Raw genomic sequence first — 18,670 nt, forward strand, 5'->3', positions numbered from 1 at the left:
GAGGGTGGGGGTGGCTCAGGATGGGGCGTTCCGGTGCCTCCTGCACCACCCCCACCCCCCACCCCCTCCCCGCAAGGGGGAGGGGAGTAGACAGCGCGCCACGAGGTGGCCCTATGACCCGTACCCTTCACGCAACCCCAGGTCTCGTCGATGCCACGGCCTTCGCGCCGCCGGTGATCGTCGGCACGTCGTCGGAGCAGGCGCTGGACATCCTGTTCCAGGCGCTGCTCGACGTTGCCCGCCAGCATGACCCCGATCTCGAGGCGGTCCTGCACGGCACGGCCGACATCTCGCGCTTCTCGCCGCAGATGCTGGCGCGCGCCCTTCAGGTGCAGGGCATCTGGTTCCAGCTGATCTCCATCGCCGAGCAGAACGCCGCGATGCGCCGCCGCCGCCACGTGGAGCGCACCGAAGGGCGCGCCGCGCTCAGCGGCTCCTTCGCCAAGGTGTTCGCCGACGCGCGCAAGCAGGGCGTGCCCCCGGAGAAGATCCAGGCGCTGCTCACCGACCTGCGCATCCGCCCGACGCTGACCGCCCACCCGACCGAGGGCAAGCGGGTGACGGTGCTGGAGAAATTCCGCCGCATCTATCTCGTGCTGCGCGAACTCGAAATGCCGCGCTGGACCGATCGCGAGCGCAACGGACTCATGAACGAGTTGCGCGACCAGATCGAGCTGGTCTGGATGACGGGCGAATTGCACCTGGAGAAGGCCACGGTCGAGCGGGAGGTGGCCTGGGGGCTGCACTTCTTCGACGAGACCCTGTTCGAGATGCTGCCCGAGACGTTGGAGGCCCTGCACGAGGCGCTGGCCGAGACCTATCCGGGCACGGAATTCAGGGTCCCGCCGTTCTTCCAGTTCGGCTCGTGGATCGGCGGCGACCGGGACGGCAACCCCTACGTCACGGCGGCGGTTACCCGGCAGACCCTGCACCGCAACGCGCTGGCCTCGCTGACCCGCTACCGCGACGGCGTGCGGGAATTGGGTCGTACCCTTTCGCTGACCGAGCGCTCGCTGCCGCTGCCCGAAAGCTTTCGCACGGAACTCGACCGGCAACTCGCCGAGAGCGGTCAGGCCCGGGCGATCACCCGGCGCAATCCGGGCGAGCCCTACCGCCAGTATCTCTCGTGCGTCTCGCGCAAGATCGAGGCGACCATCGCGCGCAACGAGGGCGAGCACCCGTCCGGCCCCGACTATGCCAGCGCCGACGGCCTGATCGAGGATCTGCGCACCCTGGAGCGCGGCCTGACCGAGGCCAAGTGCGGGGCGCTCGCGCGCGATCTCGTGCGCCCGGTCCGTCGGATGGTGGAGATCTTCCGCTTCTCGACAGTCCGGCTCGACCTGCGCGAGAACACCACCCGGACCACCGACACGCTCCACGCCCTCTGGCGCCAGCGCAATGGCGACGGCGAGCCGCCCGCCCTCGGCTCGGCCGCGTGGCGCCAGTGGCTTGATACGGAACTCGCCCGGCCGCGCGATCCCGAGCGCTCCTTCGAGGATCTGCCCGACGCCGCCCGGGAGACGCTCGCCACCTTCGCGCTGGTCGCCGAGATGCGTGAGGCCCTCGACCGCGAGGCCTTCGGTTCCTTCGTGCTGTCGATGACCCGCTCGGTGGAGGACGTGCTCGGCGCCTACCTGCTGGCCAAGGAAGCCGGCGTGTTCCTCGACGCGGCCGGTACCGAGATCTGCCCGTTGCCGATCGTGCCTCTGTTCGAGACCATCGACGACCTGCGCGCCGGCCCGGCGATCATGCGGGCGCTCCTCGGCACGCCGGTGGTGCGCCGCTCCACCCGCTGGCAGGGCGGGGTTCAGGAGGTGATGATCGGCTATTCCGACTCCAACAAGGATGGCGGATTCGTCGCCGCCAACTGGGAACTCTACAAGGCGCAGAGCAAGCTGACCCGGCTCGGACAGGAACTCGGAATCGGCATCGCGTTCTTCCACGGACGCGGCGGCTCGGTGAGCCGCGGCGGCGTGCCGACCCACCGGGGCATCATGGCCCAGCCGCCAGGCTCGATCCGCGGCCGGTTCCGCACCACCGAGCAGGGCGAGGTGGTCTCGTTCAAATACGCCAACCGCGGCACCGCCGCCTACCAGATGGAGCTTCTGGCGGCCTCGGTGTTCGAGCACGCGCTGGCCGGCGACGGCGAGCGGGCCAGCCCCGGCCATGACGACGCCCTGGAGGCGCTCGCCGGCGCGTCCCGGGCGGCCTACGTGCAACTCCTCCAGACGGAGGGCTTGGTCGATTACTTCCAGTCCGCGAGCCCGCTGGATGAGATCGCCCTCCTCAACATCGGCTCGCGTCCGGCGCGTCGCTTCGGTGCCCGCTCGCTCTCGGACCTGCGGGCGATCCCCTGGGTGTTCGCGTGGTCGCAGAACCGGCACGTGATCACCGGTTGGTACGGCGTTGGTTCCGGGCTTGCGAGCTTCATCGACGTGCGCGGCCGGGAGGGCGAGGCAACCCTGAAGCGGCTGTTCCAGGAGTCTCGCATCCTCCGCCTCGTCCTCGACGAGGTCGAGAAGACGCTCATGATGGTCGATCTCGACATCGCCCGGGCCTATGCGGGCCTCGTCCCGGATGCGGGCATCCGCGACCGGATTTTCGGGATGATCGAGGCCGAGTACGCGCTGACCCGCGAGATGGTGCTGCGGGTGAGCGGCGGTGCGGAGCTGGCCGAGCGTTTCCCGCTGTTCCGCGACCGCCTGAAGGGCCGCCTGCCCACGATCAATCAGGTGAGCAGCGAGCAGGTGGAGTTGCTCGCCCGCTACCGCGCCGAGACCGACGAGGACCGGCGCGAGGCGGTGAAGTCGGCCCTGCTGCTGTCGATCAACTGCATCGCGGTCGGCTTCGGGTCGACCGGGTGAGGCCACCACGGACGCATTCCCTCGCCCGCAGTGGGGGAGGGGACGCGCCGGTCCTCGAATATCCGCTCTCACTCTGTCGCCGAGCCTGACGAGCGCCACTTTCACCGCCGAGCGGATACCCCGCACCGGCATCAGAACCGTCACCAGGAGAGAGAAACGCCCATGAGCTTCACCCTGATCCAGCAGGCCAAGCCGCGCCTGCACCGCTCCGAGCTGGCCGTCCCGGGCTCCAACCCGACCTTCATGGAGAAGTCGGCGTCCTCGTCCGCCGACGTGATCTTCCTCGATCTGGAAGACGCCGTCGCCCCCGACGACAAGGAGAAGGCCCGCACCAACATCATCCAGGCGCTCAACGACCTGGATTGGGGCGACAAGACCATGATGATCCGCATCAACGGTCTCGACACCCACTACATGTACCGCGACGTGGTCGACATCGTCGAAGCCTGTCCGCGGCTCGACATGGTGCTGATCCCCAAGGTCGGCGTGCCGGCGGACGTCTACGCCATCGACGTGCTGGTCACCCAGATCGAGCAGGCCAAGAAGCGCGAGAAGCAGATCGGCTTCGAGGTGCTGATCGAGACCGCCCTCGGCATGGCCAATGTCGAGGCGATCGCACAGTCGTCGAAGCGCCTGGAGGCGATGTCGTTCGGCGTGGCCGACTACGCCGCCTCGACCCGCGCCCGCTCGACCGTGATCGGCGGCGTAAACCCCGACTTCTCGGTGCTCACCGACAAGGACGAGTCCGGCAATCGCCAGACCCATTGGCAGGACCCATGGCTGTTCGCCCAGAATCGGATGCTGATCGCCTGCCGCGCCTACGGCCTGCGCCCGATCGACGGTCCGTTCGGCGATTTTTCGGATCCGGACGGCTACACCTCGGCGGCCCGCCGCTGCGCGGCGCTGGGCTTCGAGGGCAAGTGGGCGATCCACCCCTCGCAGATCGATCTCGCCAACGAGGTGTTCACCCCCTCCGAGGCCGAGGTGACCAAGGCCCGCCGCATCCTCGAAGCGATGCAGGAAGCCGCCAAGGCCGGCCGCGGCGCCGTCTCGCTCGACGGCCGCCTCATCGACATCGCCTCGATCCGCATGGCCGAGGCGCTGATCGAGAAGGCTAATGCCATGAAGGGCTGAGCCGCCAGGGAGGCGTAACTTCGGTTGCGCCGCTTCAGGCCGCATAGGTACGAATGTCCTGCGGGCCTCACCAGCCCGCCCGTGATTGGCCGCACGCGGCTGGTTGCGGCCGGGAGTCGAACGAATGGTCATCGTTCTGACGATCGCCAGAAAAGAAAGCGGCGAGTGGAGCTTCAGCCTCCGCCTCGCCGCCCATCCACTTTTCTGGACATGGCTAAACCCTAACGGGTGATCGCCAGGAGCCGGTGTAGCCATCACCGGCTCCACTCCCGAACATAGGCGAAGCCTTTCGCCTCGCCAAGAACCAGCGCGCGAAGCGCCGACCCCTCCCGCAAGGGGAAAGGATGGTGCTGTTCAGAACGGCCTGGTGTCCGGCAGCCGCGCTGCCGCCATCTCCTCCGGCGTCGGCTCGCGGCGGATTATGATTCCATCCCGCCAATCTGCGGTAATGAGCCCGAGGCGCGCGAACCCGTCGAGCCAGCCGTCCATCGGCCAGATGCCGTGACGGGCGTGGAAGCGGCTTGCGTTGGCCACGATGTCGCGAAAATGCTGAAGCGGCGGGTCGTAGACCGGATGGTGCTGGTGGTAGGCCCGCGGGCCGCCGAGGAACAGGATCGGCACCCCCGCCGCATCGGCCCGGAACGCGAGGTCGGTGTCCTCGGCGCCGTAGCCCGAGAACGACTCGTCGAATCCGCCGAGCCGGTCATAAGTCCCGGCGCGCACCGCAAAGGCCAGCGACCAGAAAAGCCCGGGTTGCGGCGCGACCGTCACAACTCCAGCGTCCGGGAAGACGCGCACCGGGTGCGGCTGCCCCAGCCGATCCAGATCGCCCTCGCGCCAGCCATCCACGACGGCGCCGGCCGGCAGGTAGCCGATCTCGCAGCACACCAGACCGTCCTGTTCGGCGATGGCCCGGGACAGGCCGGCGACGAGGCCCGCCGAGGGGATGCAGTCGACATCGAGGAAGACCAGCGTTTCGGTCTGGGCCGCCCGGCGGCCGGCATTGCGTGCGGCCGCGAGCGGGAGGCCAGCATAGGGGAACAGGACGCGCTCAACCGGGAAGGGCAGGTCCGGAAGGGCTGCCGGCGCGTCGCCGATCTCCACGACGACGCAGGTCGCGGGGGGCGCCCCGCGGGCGAGCCCTTCAAGCAGGCGGGCGAGATGCGCGTCCCGTCCCTTGTTGAGGGTGATGACCGTGGCGCTCACGCGGTGGACCCGGCGCGTAGGACATCGATCCGATACTCGGCCGTCCGCGACTTGTGCAGCAGGCCGGCGAACGGGGCGGCCTGCGCAATGACGGCTTCGGCGACCTCGTCGCCGGATTGCGGATAGTCGGTCACCCCGAGCCAGTGCACCAGGACGATGTCGCCGCCGGGTTCAATCGCATCCCCGATCCGGCGCACCAGGGCAGCCAGATCCGGTGGTGCCAGGAAGTACAGGAACTCCGACAGCACGATCAGGTCGAACTGGCCTTCGGGCCGGTCGGTCGGTACGACGCCCTGCCGGATCTCGACATTGGGTCGGTCGGCGCAGCGGGCGCTGGCCGCGTCCACCGCAGAGGGAACGAGGTCGGTGGCGAGCAGCCGCTCGCAGCGCCCGGCGAGGGCGCGGGTGAACACCCCGATCGAGCAGGCCGGCTCGAAAGCCGACCGGTAACGCGCTCGCGGCAGCGCCGCGAGCGTCGCGGCGTACTTGTCGCGCTCGTAGTCCGAACTGGTGAAGCGCCAGGGATCCGGATCGCTGGCATAGATTCCGGCGAAGTAATCGGGCGGCACGGTTTCAGTCCGCCGGTTCATGTCGAAACCGCGACGAAGCGCTCGTAGGGTCCGCAGAGCCGTTCGATCATCGCGGTCTCCAACCGGAACCCCTGAGGATCGTCCGAGATCAGGTCGGTCGTCTGCGATTGGTGGGCCGCTACGGCGCGGGCCTTGGTTGCACGATACGCGGACATGTCGAGGCGAAGGCCCATCGGCGCGGCGCCAACCTCGGTCTCGGGCGGCAGGGTCCAGCCCCAGACCGGATATTCGTAGACTCGCACCCCCGGCATGTGCGGCCGGGCGAGACCGACGATGGCGGCGGCCGCCTTGTGGTCGCAATGGGGGTCATGCCGCCAAGTCACGAACACCGCGCTTGCGCCGCAAACGGAGGCGGCCTGCGCGATCGCTCGCGCCGCCTCCTCGGCGACCGGCCCATCGCTCGGCACATGCGCATCGGGCAGGCGCAGGAAGGTGACGTCCTCCGCTGAGAGCCCGAGGACTGCCACTGCCCGCACGGTTTCGGCCTCGCGCAGGATACGGAGCTTCTCGGGCGGATAGAGCTGGGAATCCGTATGGGAGCCGCAGCCGTCGCTCACCACGACGAGGCGAACGGGCCGCCCGGCCGCCCGCGCCGCGGCGATCAGGCCGCCGCAGCCGAGGCTTTCATCGTCGGGATGGGGCGCCACGATGACCAGACCACCGGCCCCGACCAGGGTGTCGAGGCTCGCCAGAGGCAGGGCGTCGGCCGCAGCCAAGAATGCATCGGCACGCATCAGCGAGTCGCCGTCCGGAGGGGTGCGGAACGCGCGGCATCTCGGAGCGGGGGGCTGAGAGGGTCGGTCAAGGTTCGCTCCAAGCAGCGTGCGGGGCTTGGCCTCGGCTATCGACCCGAGCGTCTGAACGCGCCCTGAGCGACGCGCTCGCTGTGCTGACGGTTACCGGTCGTTCTCGGTGGTGAGCGCACCGAGACGGGTTCCCTCGTCGGTCCCCGGCGCGTTCGCCAAATGGACACCTGGCGTCGGCGCATCCGTGAACACCGCGCCCGCCGCGCAGAGCGCACTGCGCAGGGCCTCGATCTGTCCGCTCGGCGAATTGCCATAGCCAGCCTCGAAGTCGCGCACGAGCCTCTCGTACAGGCCAACCTTCACGGCCAGATCCGCCTCGGACCATCCGAGCAGACCGCGCGCCGCCCGCGATTGGGCCGGGCTCATCGCCGGCGTGCCCGCCCCGCTCTGTGCACCCTCGTCCGATCCTACCAAGGTCACTCTCCCGATCTCCAATCAACAACAACGATGGCCGTCGCGGATCGTTTCCGGGCACGGTATCGGGCGCTCGACCACAATTGTGCTGAAATCCTGTCGCATCCGTCGCTGCGCGGGGAATCGGACCGCGCTTAGCGGCGCGTCCGGATTTGGAATGACCTGAGCGCAGAGCGCGCGAGATGGGGACTGAACGATGAGAGGGGTGCTGATCGCAACCTTGGCCTGCACGGTTCTGGCTGCGGGTCTGACCGCGGCGACGCAGGCGCAGGCCCAGATGGGGTCTCCCACGGGTTTCGGTAAAGGCAACCGCCGTCCAGGCGGCGAAGACGAGAAGAAGCCCCAGTACGTGCCGGGGGCCAAGGCCAGCGAGAAGATCTTCCCGCTCGATTCTACATGGACGGCCGTCAGTCTCAACGGCAAGCCGTTCGCAGGCGGCGACCGGCCGAGCTTCATCATCGACAAACAGTACCGCGCCCGCGGCTACGGCGGCTGCAACACCTTCGCGGCGACCGCTTTTCCGCTGAAGGAGCAGCACATCGCGGTCGGTCCGCTCGCGCTGACCAAGAAGAACTGCGACAAGGGCCTCGCGGCCACCGAACAGGCTTTCTTCGTTGCCCTGCGCACCTCGGCGGTGTGGGACCTCGTCGGCTCTCAGCTGGTCCTGAAGAGCCCGAACGGTGAGCTGAAGTTCGACCGCGCCCTTTAAGCGGCCGTTCACCACGCCGCACGAAGGCCGGCGGGCATTCAGACGGTCTTGGCGGGTTTCGGCTCCTACTCCTCGGGTATCGAGGAGGCCATGGATGCCAGTCGGGATCGGTATCGGGCGCGGCGCGGATCTGCGCCCCGGTGTGGCACGGAGTGTGCGCTTTTCAGGGCCCGGCGGGATCCACGCCGGCGCCCTTTGGCTTGCCGCCGCCGCTCCGGTGATGGCGACGCTGCTGCTTCTCGCCCGGCTCGCGTGCTGACGGTACCGCCCGTCACCTCACGCCCCAATCACGCAGCGTCGGCGGTGCTCTTGGCCCGTGTCGATGGACCAGCGTGGGCCGGCTCGGCCGAAGAGTCGCCGGCCTTCACCAGCGGGAACAGGGCTGCCAAACCAGCAGCCACACCGTACAGAACCGGGTCTGAATTCAGTCCCGCCCGTGGCGGTTGAAGATCGCTCGTCCGCATCGTTCGCCTGCGGGCATCGCGCGCATTCGCGAGCATCTGTCCGCGCCCTTATGTTGATCAGTGAACACGTTAAGCTTGGTCAATGCCGCGTTCCGCGTTTCGTTGCCGCGGGCGCTTGATTTTTTAACACAGGTACATTTCCGGCCGCGGCAGCGCACAGACGAAAGGGGCAACGCTCAACCGCGCCGGCGCAGGACAGGAAACCGCTCTGTCTCCAGGCGTGGGCACGTCGCCGGAGTCACGCTCATGATCGCCGCACTCGGGCATCGCGCTCGGCAGCCCTGAGCGGCCTCGATCTGATCGCGGCCGCAGGCATCCGCGAAGCAGAAGGTCCCGAGATCCTCACAGGTCGCCCGGAAACCGCCGAGGGGCGCGACCGTGCGCAGATCCGCTGCGGACGCAGCGTCCTGCATCAGCAGAACGCCAACGAGACCGAGAATTACCGGGATTCGAGCCATCTTTTACCCATCAGCGCCTCTGGCGCAGGCAATCGTAGCATCGGCGCCTTGGGTGCGCCGTGCCATTCCCGCGACAGGAAATCGCCGTCGCGGCCGGGCTCCGCCCCGACCGCGGAACGGGGCGCCGACCCGCAAGAGTGTTGGATCAGGCCTTGGTCTTGCCCCGCTCGATCGCCTGTTCGATCAGCTGGTGCGCCTCTTCCTTGTCGCCCCAGCGGACGAACTTGACCCACTTGCCGGGCTCCAGATCCTTGTAGTGCTCGAAGAAGTGCTGGATCTGCTGGATCGTGATGTCAGGCAGGTCGGTGTAGTTCTCGACCCGGTCGTAGCGCTTTGTCAGGTGGCGGGAGGGGACCGCGATGATCTTCTCGTCCTCGCCGCCCTCATCCTGCATCACCATCACGCCCACGGGGCGCGCGCTGATGATCGCGCCCGGCAGGACCGCGCGGGTGTTGGCCACCAGCACATCGCAGGGATCGCCGTCGCCCGACAGGGTATGGGGAATGAAGCCGTAATTCCCCGGATAGAACATCGGCGTGTACAGGAACCGGTCGACGACCAGCGCGCCGGACTCCTTGTCCATTTCATACTTGATCGGCTCGCCGCCGAGCGGCACCTCGACGATCACATTGACGTCGTGCGGCGGCTTCTTGCCGAGCGGGATGGCGTCGATTTTCATGGCGTTCCGCTTCCAGGATCCGGGGTGCCGATCGTGTCCCGGTTCTCTTAGAGGCGCGGCCCGAACTTGCAAATCGGTTGCCGCTACGGTTCCGCAACGCGCCTGGGAAAACGTTAGCCGAACAGGTAGCCGACCTTCGGCAGCGGAACACCCGCCACCCGGTCCAGCACCCGCGGGCCCGGCTTGCCGCCGAGACCCTCGTAGAAGGCGCCAGCGCGGTCATTGTCCTCCAGGCTCCAGACGCCGAGATGCGTAAGGCCGTGATCGGCGAGATCGTTGCGGACAGCCCGGAACAGCCGGCGACCGAGGCCGACGCCCTGGTATTCTGGCAGAAGATACAACTCATCGATCTCGGCCTCCGTGCCCAGCGCCCGGCTGCGCGTCCGCCCGTAGGACGCGTAACCGACCACGTGGTCAGCGGTCTCCATGATCGCGACCGGGCGGCCCCGGCGCAGGGCGCCCTGCCACCACGCCCGGTCCCGACCTGCAATCAGGCGTTCCAGGGCGACGCCCGGGATGAGGCCGCGATAGGCCTCCCGCCAGGACGCATCGAACACCTTCGACAAGCCGCCGAGATCGGCCTCGCGGGCTCGGCGGATGCTCGTGGTGCGCGTGCTCATGGGCTTCGGGCTCCCCTCGTCCAACCCGCGGAGAACCCGCGCGGTCCGCCCAGGTTCGATGCCGATCCAGGCGGAGTGAAGGCAAGATCGGCGCCGAACACGAGGGGGGCAGGGGGCCGGTCGGTTCGCCGGTGAATTGCCGGCTCGGCGGACGACTGTTAGAGCCCGCGTTCCTTCCCCGCGGCAGCCCGGCTTTGTTCAACCGCTTCCTCAAGCCCGAGACGCGCTACGCGCGCCGCATGGCCCGAATCTCGCGCTTCGAGCGGCCGATCGCCGGCCCCGGTGACCGGCTGCGGGCCTGGGCCAACATGCTGTTGATGGATCACGGCGTGTTCCGGCTCGCCTACCTCAACCGCCACCGGGTCGGCTCGGGGGCGCTCTGGCGCTCCGCCCAGCCCGGTCCGCACCAGCTCGCCCGCTTCCGGGCCGAGGGCGTGCGCACGGTCATCTCGCTCCGCGGCGGGCGCGAGCACGGCTCCTGGCCCCTGCAGCGGGAGGCCTGCGAGCGCCACGGGCTGAAGCTCGTCGAGTTCGTGCTGCGCTCCCGAGAGGCGCCGGACCGGGCGACCATCCTGGCCGCCAAGGCGTTCTTCGCCGGTATCGACTACCCGGCCGTGATGCACTGCAAGTCGGGCGCCGACCGGGCCGGCCTCGCCTCGGCGCTCTACCTGATCCTGCACGAGGGCCGCCCCGTCGCAGAAGCCGCGCGCCAGCTCTCGGCCCGATACGGCCATTTGCGCTTCGCGAAGACCGGCATCCTCGACGCGTTCTTCGTCCGCTACCGGATCGAGGGCGAGGCGAAGGGGATCGACTTCCTCACCTGGGTCGAGACGATCTACGATCCGGAGGCGTTGAAGCGGGATTTCCGGCCGGGCTTCTGGTCGGATGTCGCGGTGGACCGGGTGCTGCGGCGGGAGTGAGGTTGCAAGCGATAAACCTGTCGGTGCTTGCGAACATTACACACCTGTTCCACATTTCTCCGGCCAGCATCTGCTGCACCGGGGTGAGCGCATTGTGGACGCGAAGGATCTGATCCGCCTCTTGGAGAAAGATGGCTGGATCTGGCATTCAACTACCGGAAGCTACCGGCATTTCAAGCATCCGGCAAAATCAGGAAAGATCACGATCCCACATCCGAAGAAGGATATGCATCCCAAAACGGTCAAGGCCATCATGCGGGCAGCCGGATTATGAGCGAAGCGCTTGGCAAGTGTGACACACAGGTATCCATGACGGCTTACATCGCCCTCCTCCATCCACCTGTCGGCGTGTCCGAGTGGGGCGTCACGTTCCCGGATGTGCCCGGCTGTGTCTCGGCAGGCCCGAGCTTCGAAGCCGCCGTAGACGCGGCGCGCGAGGCCCTTTCGGGGCATCTCGCTATGGTGATTGCGGACGGCGCACCGTTGCCACCGGCACGCACTCTGTCGGAGCTTCGTACGGATCCGTCTGTCGCCGAGGATCTAGAGGACGCCCTGGTGCAACTCGTCATCCCGCGGCGGGTCCCCGGCGAACGCGTGCGCATCAACATCATGATCGACAAGGGCCTGTTGCGGCTGACCGATGAGGCAGCCGAAGCCAGGGGGCTCACCCGTTCGGCTTTTATCGAGGCGGCCCTCACGAGCGCGGCCGAGCGCTGAACACGATCGCGGAAACCCGGTTTGTGACCGAACGCTGCGCCTCGCGAGGGATCTGCGCCTACTCCGCCGCCGGCCTTGCCGCCTCGCGGAACGGATGGGCCGGATAGGTGCCGATCACCCGCAGCTCGCGGGAGAAGAAGGCGAGCTCATCGAGGGCGCGGGCGAGGCCCGGATCCTCGGGGTGGCCGTCCACCTCCGCGTAGAATTGCGTGGCGGTGAACTCGCCGTCTATCATGTAGCTCTCAAGCTTCGACATGTTGACGCCGTTCGTCGCGAAGCCGCCCAGCGCCTTGTAGAGCGCCGCCGGAATGTTGCGCACCCGGAACACGAAGCTCGTCACGCAAGGCCCCGTCCCGGGTGCCACCGGCTCGGCCTCGGGAGAGAACACCACGAAGCGGGTGGTGTTGTGCACCTCGTCCTCGACGTCGCGCGCCAGGATGTCGAGGCCGTAGACTTCGGCAGCCAGTGCAGGCGCCAGCGCCGCCCGGCTCGGATCCCCGAATTCCTTGATTTCCCGGGCCGCACCCGCAGTGTCGCCCGCCACCACGGCCTTCAGCCCGAGGCGGCGGATGATCCGCCGGCATTGGCCCAGCGCATGGACGTGGCTGTGGACGCTCTTGAGGGCCTCGATCGGCGTGCCCGGCAGCACCATCAGCTGAAAATGGATCGGCAGGAAATGCTCGGCCACGATGTGCAGCGGCGAGAGCGGGATCAGATGGTGGATATCGGCGACCCGGCCCGCGATCGAATTCTCGATCGGGATCATGGCGCGCTGGGCCCGGCCCTCCGTGACCGCCGCGAAGGCGTCCTCGAAGCTAGGGCAGGGCAGCGTCGTCCAGTCCGGATAGGCCTGCGCGCAGATGATATGCGAGTTGGCCCCGGGTTCCCCCTGATAGGCGATAGTGCGGTCTGTCATGGCTCGCAGATTCGTCAGGCGATCAGTTCAGGCGTCGGCCCTGGAGCAGGGCGCGGGCGCGCTCCAGGTCGGCGGGGGTGTCGACGCCCAGCGGCAGGTCGTCCACGATTACGGCGTCGATGCGCATGCCGGCCTCCAGCGCCCGGAGCTGCTCCAGCTTCTCGCGCAGCTCAAGCTCCCCCGGCGGCAGGCCGACGAAGCGGGTGAGCGCGGTCCGGCGGTACGCGTAAAGGCCGATATGGTGCCAGAGCGGCCCGTCGCCCCAGGGCGCGCGGGCGCGGGTGAAATAGAGGGCGCGCAGCCGCCCGGGTCCAACCACGTGGCCGACCAGCTTCACGACGTTCGGGTTGTCGGCCTCGTGCGGATCGGTGATCGGCGCGCAGAGCGTCACGATGTCGACGGTCCGGTCGGCGAGCGGCAGGATCGAAGCGCCGATGATCGCCGGATCGATGGTCGGCAGGTCGCCCTGCACATTGACGACCACGTCGTGGCGCCCCTCCGGATCGACGATATCCAGCGCCTCGGCCAGCCGGTCGGAGCCGGACGGGTGGTCGGAGCGGGTCATCACCGCGAGGCCGCCCACGGCCTCCACGACCCGGGCGATCTCCGCCGTGTCGGTGGCCACCACCACGGGGCCGATCCCGGCCTCGACGGCTCGGCGCCAGACATGGACGATCATCGGCTCGCCGGCGATGTCGGCCAGCGGCTTGTCGGGGAGCCGGGTCGCCGCGAGGCGCGCCGGAATCAGGACCAGGGGATCGGACATCGCGTTCGGACCCGACGATTCGCACCTGTGGCGCGGGTCGAACAGCCACGCCCGCGTGCGGGCGGGCTGCTTAACAGGCCGGCTTCCGGTTGTCGTCCCCTCGTCGATCCCTCGGCCGGGACACCGCATCGGCGAAAAGATGCCGCCCGGTGACAAGCTTGACGATTCGATTGCACAATTCTGCGCCGGAGCGACGCGGGGGTCGTCGGCGGCATTGTCAGGAACCGCTCTGAACGGCTAAGGCAACCGCGAAATCTTCCAATGTCCGGCGTTCGAACTCGCTCGCCCATGTCAGGTGCGCGACAGGGCCGGGCCGAGACGCGAGAAGAGCATGAACTCGTTCGAGGTGAACAAAGTCCTGGGCGCGGTCCTCGGCGCCCTGCTGTTCGCGGCCGGATCGGGTTTCGTCGCCGAATTGATCTACCATCCAAAACCGGCAGGCAAAGCCGGCTACGACCTGCCCGAGCCACAGCCGGAGGCCGCCGCCAACGCTGCGCCGGAGGCCAAGGTCGAGCCGATCGCGGTCCGGCTCGCGAGCGCCAATGTCGAGAAAGGCGAGGCCGGCACCAAGGCCTGCCATGCCTGCCACAATTTCGAGAAGGACGGCCCGAACAAGGTCGGCCCCGCCTTGTACGGGGTGGTTGAGCGGCCGAAGGGCGCGCATGCGGGCTTCGAGTACTCGGCGGCCTTGAAGGAGAAGGGCGGCGCCTGGACCTATGCGGATCTCGACGAGTTCCTGGCGAACCCGAAGGGCTACGTGAAGGGCACCAAGATGGCCTTCGCCGGCATCGCCTCGCCCCAGGAGCGCGCCAACGTCATCGCCTACCTGCGCACGAACGCGGAAACTCCGAAGCCGCTGCCGGCCGTCGAGAAATCCGATGCGCCGCCTGCGGCGACCCCGGCGGCTGCAAAGACTGAAGAGAAGCCGGCCGCCGCACCGGCCGACAAGCCGACGGCTGCACAGCCGGCCGCGTCCAAGCCATCCGAGGGCAAGGACAGCCCGGCGAAGCCCGCCGATGCCAGCACCGCCAAGCCGGTCGAGCAGAAGTCCCCGGGCAGCCCGCGTGCGCCGAGCGAGTCCAGCGACCGCAACGCCCCGTCGCCGCCCGCCAGCGCCCATGACAGCGACCAGCAGGGCCAGCCTTCGAGCATGATCCCCGCCGAGCCGACCGCCCCGTCGGCGCCAGTCGCCAAGGAGCCGGCCGCGAAGGCCGATCCCGAGGCGGTCGACAAGGCCAAGGATCTCGAGGTCGGGGGTCCGACCAAGGATATGAACGCGCCGCTGCCGACCCCGCAGCCGCTTCCGAAGCGGGAGTAACGGGCCCGGCCGGGCGCATCCCGGCTTCCGCCTGTCAGCCGCGTTCCGCCGGCATGGCGTTGGGCGCAACCCTTGCTCCGGGGCTGCACCCCGGCATCCTGCCGGATTGAAACCCGCGTAGGACCCCTTGGCTGACCGAAGTCCCGATGGGCAGGAGCGCCGGGCGCCCCTCCCACTGCTCGTCGCCGTGACCATGACCGGAACGGTGGCGCTGCACATCTTCGTGCCGGCGCTCGCGGCCGTCGCGGTCGATCTCGGCACCAACGCGGCCGGTGCGCAACTCACCATCACGGTCTACCTGATTGGCCTCGCGGGCGGTCAGCTCCTCTATGGCCCGCTCTCGGATCGGTACGGACGGCGGCCGATCCTGATCGGCGGGCTCGGCCTCTACCTTGCCGGGCTGCTGCTCGCGATCCCGGCGCCGAATATCGGCGTGCTGCTCGTGGCGCGGGTGCTCCAGTCACTCGGCGCCTGCGGCTCGCTGGTGATCGGTCGCGCCATGGTGCGCGACGTCTCCACCCGCGAGGATGCCGCCCGCAAGCTGGCGATCCTCACCACCGCGATGACGCTCACCCCTGCGCTGGCGCCCGCCATTGGCGGTGTGGTCAACGAGGCCTTCGGCTGGCGGGCGGTGTTCGTGGTGCTGGCCGGCCTCGTTGCAGTGCTCGGCGCGCTGGTGGTGTTCACCCTGCCTGAGACCAACCGGCACAAGGTGGCGCTGCCCGGCTTTGTCGCTGTGTTGGCCGGCTACCTGCGGCTCGTGCGGGTCCCGGTTTTTCGCGCCTATCTCGTGGCGGGGGCCTGCGGCGGCACCAGCCTCTACGCCTTCCTGGCGGTGGCGCCGTTCCTGCTCGTGGACCGCCTCGGACGCTCGTCGCAGGAGGTCGGGTTCGATTGCCTGATCGTTGTGTTCGGCATGGTCGGCGGCGCGGTGCTGGCCAGCCGGCTGGCCGCGCGGGTGCCGATCCGGAAGGCGGCGCGGCGCGGCAACATCCTTTGCATCGCGGCGGCTCTGACCCTGCTGGTGGTCGACCGGACCGGGATGCTCGGTGTCGTCAGCCTGATCGTGCCGCTCTTCGCCTACGCGGTCGGCGTCGGCCTGCTCAGCCCCAACGCGGTGGCCGGGCTGATGAACGTCGATCCGCACGCGGCTGGCTCGGCCTCCAGCCTCTACGGCTTCACGCAGATGAGCTTCGGGGCCATCTTCACGGCGGCCGCCTCCGCGTGGCCCGCCACCTCGGCGACGCCGGTGGCGCTGGCGCTGCTTGCAGCCGGGCTGATCGCCGCCCTGGCGCTGCGACGGGCGTGACCGTCATGGTTTCGAAAGGTCGAGACCTTTCGCGGGTGCAGGGCAGAGCCCTGCGAAGGCACGTGATGGCGCTGCCCTGACAACCCGCCCAAGGGCCTCGGCCCTTTGGGATCCCGTTGTCAGGCTCGGATCGCCTCGACCGGGCCGGCGACACCGTCGCGAAAACCCTCGATCAGCTCCAGCCAGAGCAGGCGTGCCGGATCGACCGGGCCCGGCAGGGTCAGCCGCCCCGGTGGGACCGGATCGAAGCCGAAGCGGCTGTAGTAGGGCGCATCCCCCACCAGGATCACCAGCCCGTCGCCCGCCTGCCGCGCCGCGTCGATCGCCGCGCGGGTGAGGGTGCCGCCGATGCCGCGGCCTTCGAAGCTCGGATCGACCGCGAGCGGCCCGAGCATCACGAAGGGCATCGCACCGTCTCGCACCGGGCCCATCCGCACAGAACCGACCAGGAAGCTGCCCACCCACGCGGTGACGCCGAGATCCATCCGCTCGGCCGCGCCCTCGCGCAGCCGATAGGCGGTTCGGGCGAAGCGGCCGGGGCCGAAGGCTCGGGCCTGGAGGCGCTCGATGGCGGGGGCGTCCTCCGGCTGCTCGGGCCGGATGACGAGGGACAAGGCGGTCACGGGGCGCTCTCGGATCGAATGGCCGCCGCGTAGCAGCGCAGGGCCCGACCCGCAAACCGCCGGGCTACTCAGCGGCGGCCAAGGCGGGCCGGTCGGCTGCCTGCGTCAGCTTCAGGAAGCCGATCGCCGAGAGCCAGACCACCGCGCCGCAGGCCGAGGCTACGCCCAGCACCAGCCCGAAGCCGCCGCGGTCGTGCAGCAGCGCGATCGCCGGCACCACGAAGCCGCTCGCCGTGAAGCCCACGAAGTAGCGCACGCTGTAGGCCCGGGCACGGTAGGCGGCGGGCACGTAGCGCGCGATCATGGCGTCGTTGATCACCACCTGCCCGTAGATGGCCGTCATGGCGATCACGAGCCCCGCGAGCAGCGGCAGGCCCGTGTTGAACGCCGCGATCCCGAGGCCGAGCGGTTGCAACACCGACAACGCTACGAACAGGGCCGGCAAGCTGTAGCGGTCGATCAGGCGGCCCATGGCAAGCTGCATCAGCGCGCCGAACAGGAACACCACGGTAGCGATCGAGCCGGTGAGCGCCAGCGGCAGGGCGTGGCCGACCCCCTCGTCGATCACCTTGGGCAGGCTGATCGTGGTCAGGTTGAAGGTCAGGCCGCCCGCGAAGATCGCCAGGGCGAACATCGCCATCAGGGCCCAGGGCCTCGTCACCGGGAGCACGGCGGCGCCGCCGGCCTTCTTCCCCGCCGCGTCGCCGTCGCCCGGCACCAGCGCTAGGAACGCGGTCCCGCAGGCGAGGCAGATCAGGCCCGGCACTACGAAGGCCGCGCGCCAACTGACGGTTGCCGCGAGCAGCGCCGTGACGCCGGAGGCCGAGGCTGCGCCGAAATTGCCCCAGACGCCGTTGAGCCCGAGGTCGCGGCCCAGTCGCCGGGCATGGGTCACCAGCATGGCCGAGCCGACCGGATGATAGATCGCCGAGGCCACTCCGAGCACGCAGAGCCAGAGTGCGAAGGCGAGCGGCGTCGAGGCGGTGGCGACGCCGAGGCACGACAGGCCGTAACCGAAGAAGAACACCGCCAGCATGGTGCGGCGGCCGAACCGGTCGGCGAGCGATCCCATCGGCAGCGAGCACAAGCCGAAGGCCACGAAAGCGCCGGTGGCAAGCCCGATCAACTCGCCGTAGCCGAGCCCCGTCTGGCTCGCGATGGCGATCACCGCGGTCGGATAGATCAGCAGCACGAAGTGGTCGAGGGCGTGCGCGACGTTGACGAAGCGCAGGGTGCGGCGGGACAGGGTGTCCGAATCCATCGCGGCGTATCCTCCAGGATCGGACCCTGATAGCCTGACCCGATGGAGGTGTCGGGCCGGATATGTATGCGAACGGGCCGTTTTCATCCCTCGTCGGGCGATCCACAAATGCGGCTGACTATCAGGACGTGCCACGCGCGGTCGCGGTGATGCCCAAGGCCTATGCGGCCGGGATGGTGCTTGACCGGCATTTCCACCCGCGGGCGCAACTCCTCTACGCGACCGCGGGCCTGATGATGGCTTCGGCGGAGGATGGCACCTGGGTCGTACCGGAGGGCCATGCTCTGTGGATTCCGCCACGCCTGCCGCACGCGGTGGCGACCCACGGCGCGGTGTCGATGTGCTCAGCGTATCTCGATCCCGCCGCGGTCGTGGGCTTCCCGACGGGCTGCCGTGTGATCGCGGTGTCGCGGCTCCTCGCGGCAGCCCTGACGGCTTTGGCCGAGGAGCCGGTGCTCTACACGGAGGACGGCCGCGGCGGCCATCTCGCGGCCCTGGTGGTCGACGAGATCGCCCGCGCGCCCGCGACGCCGCTCACGCTGCCGCTGCCGCGCGATCCGCGCCAGCGCCGGGTCTGCCTGGGTCTGATCGAGGATCCGGCCTCGGAGGACGACCTCGACGCCTGGGCCGACCGCGCTGGGGCGAGCCGGCGCACGCTGACCCGGGGCTTTCGCACGGAAACGGGCCTGAGCTTCGGCGATTGGCGGGCCCGCGCCCGGGTGATCCGCGCGCTGGCGCTCACCGCCGAGGGACGGGCGCCCGCTGCCGTGGCGGCGGCGGTGGGGTATCGGAGCGCCCAGGCTCTGCGCCTGACCGTGGCGCGGGTTCTGGGTGCGCGCCCTGGGCGCTGAGTGACCTGATTGGGAACGACTCTCACGTCCTCGCAGGGGTCACAG

20 protein-coding genes are annotated in these 18,670 nt (G+C 69.1%); 10 read left to right on the plus strand and 10 right to left on the minus strand.

Annotated elements, in window-relative coordinates:
* Positions 1-113 precede the first annotated feature (113 nt).
* Positions 114-2,864: a phosphoenolpyruvate carboxylase gene (locus tag OXS27_RS14720; protein WP_267356947.1), complete on the plus strand. Its 2,751-nt coding sequence runs from the start codon at positions 114-116 to the stop codon at positions 2,862-2,864.
* Between the two features lie 162 nt (positions 2,865-3,026).
* Positions 3,027-3,998: a CoA ester lyase gene (locus OXS27_RS14725; protein WP_243922763.1), complete on the plus strand. Its 972-nt coding sequence runs from the start codon at positions 3,027-3,029 to the stop codon at positions 3,996-3,998.
* Positions 3,999-4,352: 354 nt separating this feature from the next.
* On the opposite strand, the gene OXS27_RS14730 is transcribed toward OXS27_RS14725, so the two are convergent.
* From OXS27_RS14730 to OXS27_RS14745, 4 genes are all read right to left on the minus strand, one after another.
* On the minus strand, positions 4,353-5,204 hold the full coding sequence (locus OXS27_RS14730) for a galactosyltransferase-related protein (RefSeq protein ID WP_267356949.1): 852 nt from the start codon (positions 5,202-5,204) through the stop codon (positions 4,353-4,355).
* Positions 5,201-5,794, minus strand: a complete 594-nt coding sequence (locus tag OXS27_RS14735; protein ID WP_267356951.1) for an SAM-dependent methyltransferase — start codon at positions 5,792-5,794, stop codon at positions 5,201-5,203. The genes OXS27_RS14730 and OXS27_RS14735 overlap by 4 nt, the downstream gene beginning before the upstream one ends.
* Entirely contained in the window at positions 5,791-6,528 is a 738-nt protein-coding gene (locus OXS27_RS14740) for a PIG-L deacetylase family protein (RefSeq protein ID WP_267356953.1), read from the minus strand. Before OXS27_RS14740 ends, OXS27_RS14735 begins: the two co-directional genes overlap by 4 nt.
* 162 nt (positions 6,529-6,690) lie before the next feature.
* Positions 6,691-6,966: an XRE family transcriptional regulator gene (locus OXS27_RS14745; RefSeq protein WP_267357136.1), complete on the minus strand. Its 276-nt coding sequence runs from the start codon at positions 6,964-6,966 to the stop codon at positions 6,691-6,693.
* A gap of 244 nt (positions 6,967-7,210) precedes the next feature.
* Between OXS27_RS14745 and OXS27_RS14750 the strand changes: the two genes are divergently transcribed.
* Complete coding sequence (locus OXS27_RS14750) at positions 7,211-7,723, plus strand: META domain-containing protein (protein ID WP_243922753.1); 513 nt, start codon at positions 7,211-7,213, stop codon at positions 7,721-7,723.
* Positions 7,724-7,817: 94 nt separating this feature from the next.
* Positions 7,818-7,982 (plus strand): hypothetical protein, encoded by a 165-nt coding sequence (locus tag OXS27_RS14755; RefSeq protein ID WP_267356955.1) that lies wholly within the window; start codon positions 7,818-7,820, stop codon positions 7,980-7,982.
* An 808-nt stretch (positions 7,983-8,790) separates the two neighbouring features.
* Here the strand turns inward: OXS27_RS14755 and ppa are convergent.
* Together ppa and OXS27_RS14765 are read right to left on the minus strand one after the other, a co-directional pair.
* Entirely contained in the window at positions 8,791-9,324 is a 534-nt protein-coding gene (ppa, locus tag OXS27_RS14760) for an inorganic diphosphatase (RefSeq protein ID WP_243922749.1), read from the minus strand.
* A 113-nt stretch (positions 9,325-9,437) separates the two neighbouring features.
* The gene (locus OXS27_RS14765) at positions 9,438-9,944 is read right to left on the minus strand and encodes a GNAT family N-acetyltransferase (RefSeq protein ID WP_267356958.1); all 507 of its coding nucleotides are present in this window, start codon (positions 9,942-9,944) and stop codon (positions 9,438-9,440) included.
* A gap of 194 nt (positions 9,945-10,138) precedes the next feature.
* On the opposite strand from OXS27_RS14765, the gene OXS27_RS14770 reads away from it, so the two are divergent.
* The 3 genes from OXS27_RS14770 (at position 10,139) to OXS27_RS14780 (ending at position 11,581) form a co-directional block, all read left to right on the plus strand.
* Positions 10,139-10,864, plus strand: coding sequence for a tyrosine-protein phosphatase (locus OXS27_RS14770; protein WP_267356960.1), 726 nt, complete (start codon positions 10,139-10,141; stop codon positions 10,862-10,864).
* A gap of 94 nt (positions 10,865-10,958) precedes the next feature.
* Positions 10,959-11,138 carry a type II toxin-antitoxin system HicA family toxin gene (locus tag OXS27_RS14775; protein ID WP_267356962.1) on the plus strand — a complete coding sequence of 60 codons (180 nt, stop codon included), beginning with the start codon at positions 10,959-10,961 and terminating at the stop codon, positions 11,136-11,138.
* The gene (locus OXS27_RS14780) at positions 11,135-11,581 is read left to right on the plus strand and encodes a type II toxin-antitoxin system HicB family antitoxin (protein ID WP_267356963.1); all 447 of its coding nucleotides are present in this window, start codon (positions 11,135-11,137) and stop codon (positions 11,579-11,581) included. The genes OXS27_RS14775 and OXS27_RS14780 overlap by 4 nt, the downstream gene beginning before the upstream one ends.
* Positions 11,582-11,639: 58 nt before the next feature.
* Here OXS27_RS14780 and OXS27_RS14785 read toward each other — a convergent pair whose 3' ends face one another.
* Both OXS27_RS14785 and OXS27_RS14790 read right to left on the minus strand, forming a co-directional pair.
* Positions 11,640-12,497: a prephenate dehydratase gene (locus tag OXS27_RS14785; protein WP_267356965.1), complete on the minus strand. Its 858-nt coding sequence runs from the start codon at positions 12,495-12,497 to the stop codon at positions 11,640-11,642.
* 22 nt (positions 12,498-12,519) lie between these two features.
* Entirely contained in the window at positions 12,520-13,263 is a 744-nt protein-coding gene (locus tag OXS27_RS14790) for a 3-deoxy-manno-octulosonate cytidylyltransferase (protein WP_267356967.1), read from the minus strand.
* Positions 13,264-13,594: 331 nt separating this feature from the next.
* Between OXS27_RS14790 and OXS27_RS14795 the strand changes: the two genes are divergently transcribed.
* Both OXS27_RS14795 and OXS27_RS14800 read left to right on the plus strand, forming a co-directional pair.
* Positions 13,595-14,581: a c-type cytochrome gene (locus OXS27_RS14795; RefSeq protein WP_267356969.1), complete on the plus strand. Its 987-nt coding sequence runs from the start codon at positions 13,595-13,597 to the stop codon at positions 14,579-14,581.
* A 127-nt stretch (positions 14,582-14,708) separates the two neighbouring features.
* Complete coding sequence (locus OXS27_RS14800; protein ID WP_243922732.1) at positions 14,709-15,890, plus strand: multidrug effflux MFS transporter; 1,182 nt, start codon at positions 14,709-14,711, stop codon at positions 15,888-15,890.
* A 119-nt stretch (positions 15,891-16,009) separates the two neighbouring features.
* Here the strand turns inward: OXS27_RS14800 and OXS27_RS14805 are convergent, their stop codons facing one another.
* Both OXS27_RS14805 and OXS27_RS14810 read right to left on the minus strand, forming a co-directional pair.
* The gene (locus OXS27_RS14805; RefSeq protein ID WP_243922730.1) at positions 16,010-16,513 is read right to left on the minus strand and encodes an N-acetyltransferase; all 504 of its coding nucleotides are present in this window, start codon (positions 16,511-16,513) and stop codon (positions 16,010-16,012) included.
* Between the two features lie 64 nt (positions 16,514-16,577).
* Positions 16,578-17,774 carry an MFS transporter gene (locus OXS27_RS14810; protein ID WP_243922728.1) on the minus strand — a complete coding sequence of 399 codons (1,197 nt, stop codon included), beginning with the start codon at positions 17,772-17,774 and terminating at the stop codon, positions 16,578-16,580.
* A 62-nt stretch (positions 17,775-17,836) separates the two neighbouring features.
* On the opposite strand from OXS27_RS14810, the gene OXS27_RS14815 reads away from it, so the two are divergent.
* Positions 17,837-18,625: a helix-turn-helix transcriptional regulator gene (locus tag OXS27_RS14815; RefSeq protein WP_267356972.1), complete on the plus strand. Its 789-nt coding sequence runs from the start codon at positions 17,837-17,839 to the stop codon at positions 18,623-18,625.
* Positions 18,626-18,670: the final 45 nt, after the last annotated feature.

The organism is Methylobacterium sp. GC_Met_3 (assembly GCF_026540775.1).
Taxonomy (GTDB): domain Bacteria; phylum Pseudomonadota; class Alphaproteobacteria; order Rhizobiales; family Beijerinckiaceae; genus Methylobacterium.

What these genes read in the sequence shown, in the direction of transcription:
- OXS27_RS14795 (WP_267356969.1), top strand. Translation starts at nt 13,595, where the DNA reads ATGAACTCGTTCGAGGTGAACAAAGTCCTGGGCGCGGTCCTCGGCGCC.
- OXS27_RS14815 (WP_267356972.1), top strand. Translation starts at nt 17,837, where the DNA reads ATGTATGCGAACGGGCCGTTTTCATCCCTCGTCGGGCGATCCACAAAT.
- OXS27_RS14785 (WP_267356965.1), bottom strand. Translation starts at nt 12,497, where the DNA reads ATGACAGACCGCACTATCGCCTATCAGGGGGAACCCGGGGCCAACTCG.
- OXS27_RS14765 (WP_267356958.1), bottom strand. Translation starts at nt 9,944, where the DNA reads ATGAGCACGCGCACCACGAGCATCCGCCGAGCCCGCGAGGCCGATCTC.
- OXS27_RS14745 (WP_267357136.1), bottom strand. Translation starts at nt 6,966, where the DNA reads ATGAGCCCGGCCCAATCGCGGGCGGCGCGCGGTCTGCTCGGATGGTCC.
- OXS27_RS14790 (WP_267356967.1), bottom strand. Translation starts at nt 13,263, where the DNA reads ATGTCCGATCCCCTGGTCCTGATTCCGGCGCGCCTCGCGGCGACCCGG.
- OXS27_RS14720 (WP_267356947.1), top strand. Translation starts at nt 114, where the DNA reads ATGACCCGTACCCTTCACGCAACCCCAGGTCTCGTCGATGCCACGGCC.
- OXS27_RS14735 (WP_267356951.1), bottom strand. Translation starts at nt 5,794, where the DNA reads ATGAACCGGCGGACTGAAACCGTGCCGCCCGATTACTTCGCCGGAATC.
- OXS27_RS14755 (WP_267356955.1), top strand. Translation starts at nt 7,818, where the DNA reads ATGCCAGTCGGGATCGGTATCGGGCGCGGCGCGGATCTGCGCCCCGGT.
- OXS27_RS14750 (WP_243922753.1), top strand. Translation starts at nt 7,211, where the DNA reads ATGAGAGGGGTGCTGATCGCAACCTTGGCCTGCACGGTTCTGGCTGCG.
- OXS27_RS14810 (WP_243922728.1), bottom strand. Translation starts at nt 17,774, where the DNA reads ATGGATTCGGACACCCTGTCCCGCCGCACCCTGCGCTTCGTCAACGTC.
- OXS27_RS14740 (WP_267356953.1), bottom strand. Translation starts at nt 6,528, where the DNA reads ATGCGTGCCGATGCATTCTTGGCTGCGGCCGACGCCCTGCCTCTGGCG.
- OXS27_RS14780 (WP_267356963.1), top strand. Translation starts at nt 11,135, where the DNA reads ATGAGCGAAGCGCTTGGCAAGTGTGACACACAGGTATCCATGACGGCT.
- ppa (WP_243922749.1), bottom strand. Translation starts at nt 9,324, where the DNA reads ATGAAAATCGACGCCATCCCGCTCGGCAAGAAGCCGCCGCACGACGTC.
- OXS27_RS14725 (WP_243922763.1), top strand. Translation starts at nt 3,027, where the DNA reads ATGAGCTTCACCCTGATCCAGCAGGCCAAGCCGCGCCTGCACCGCTCC.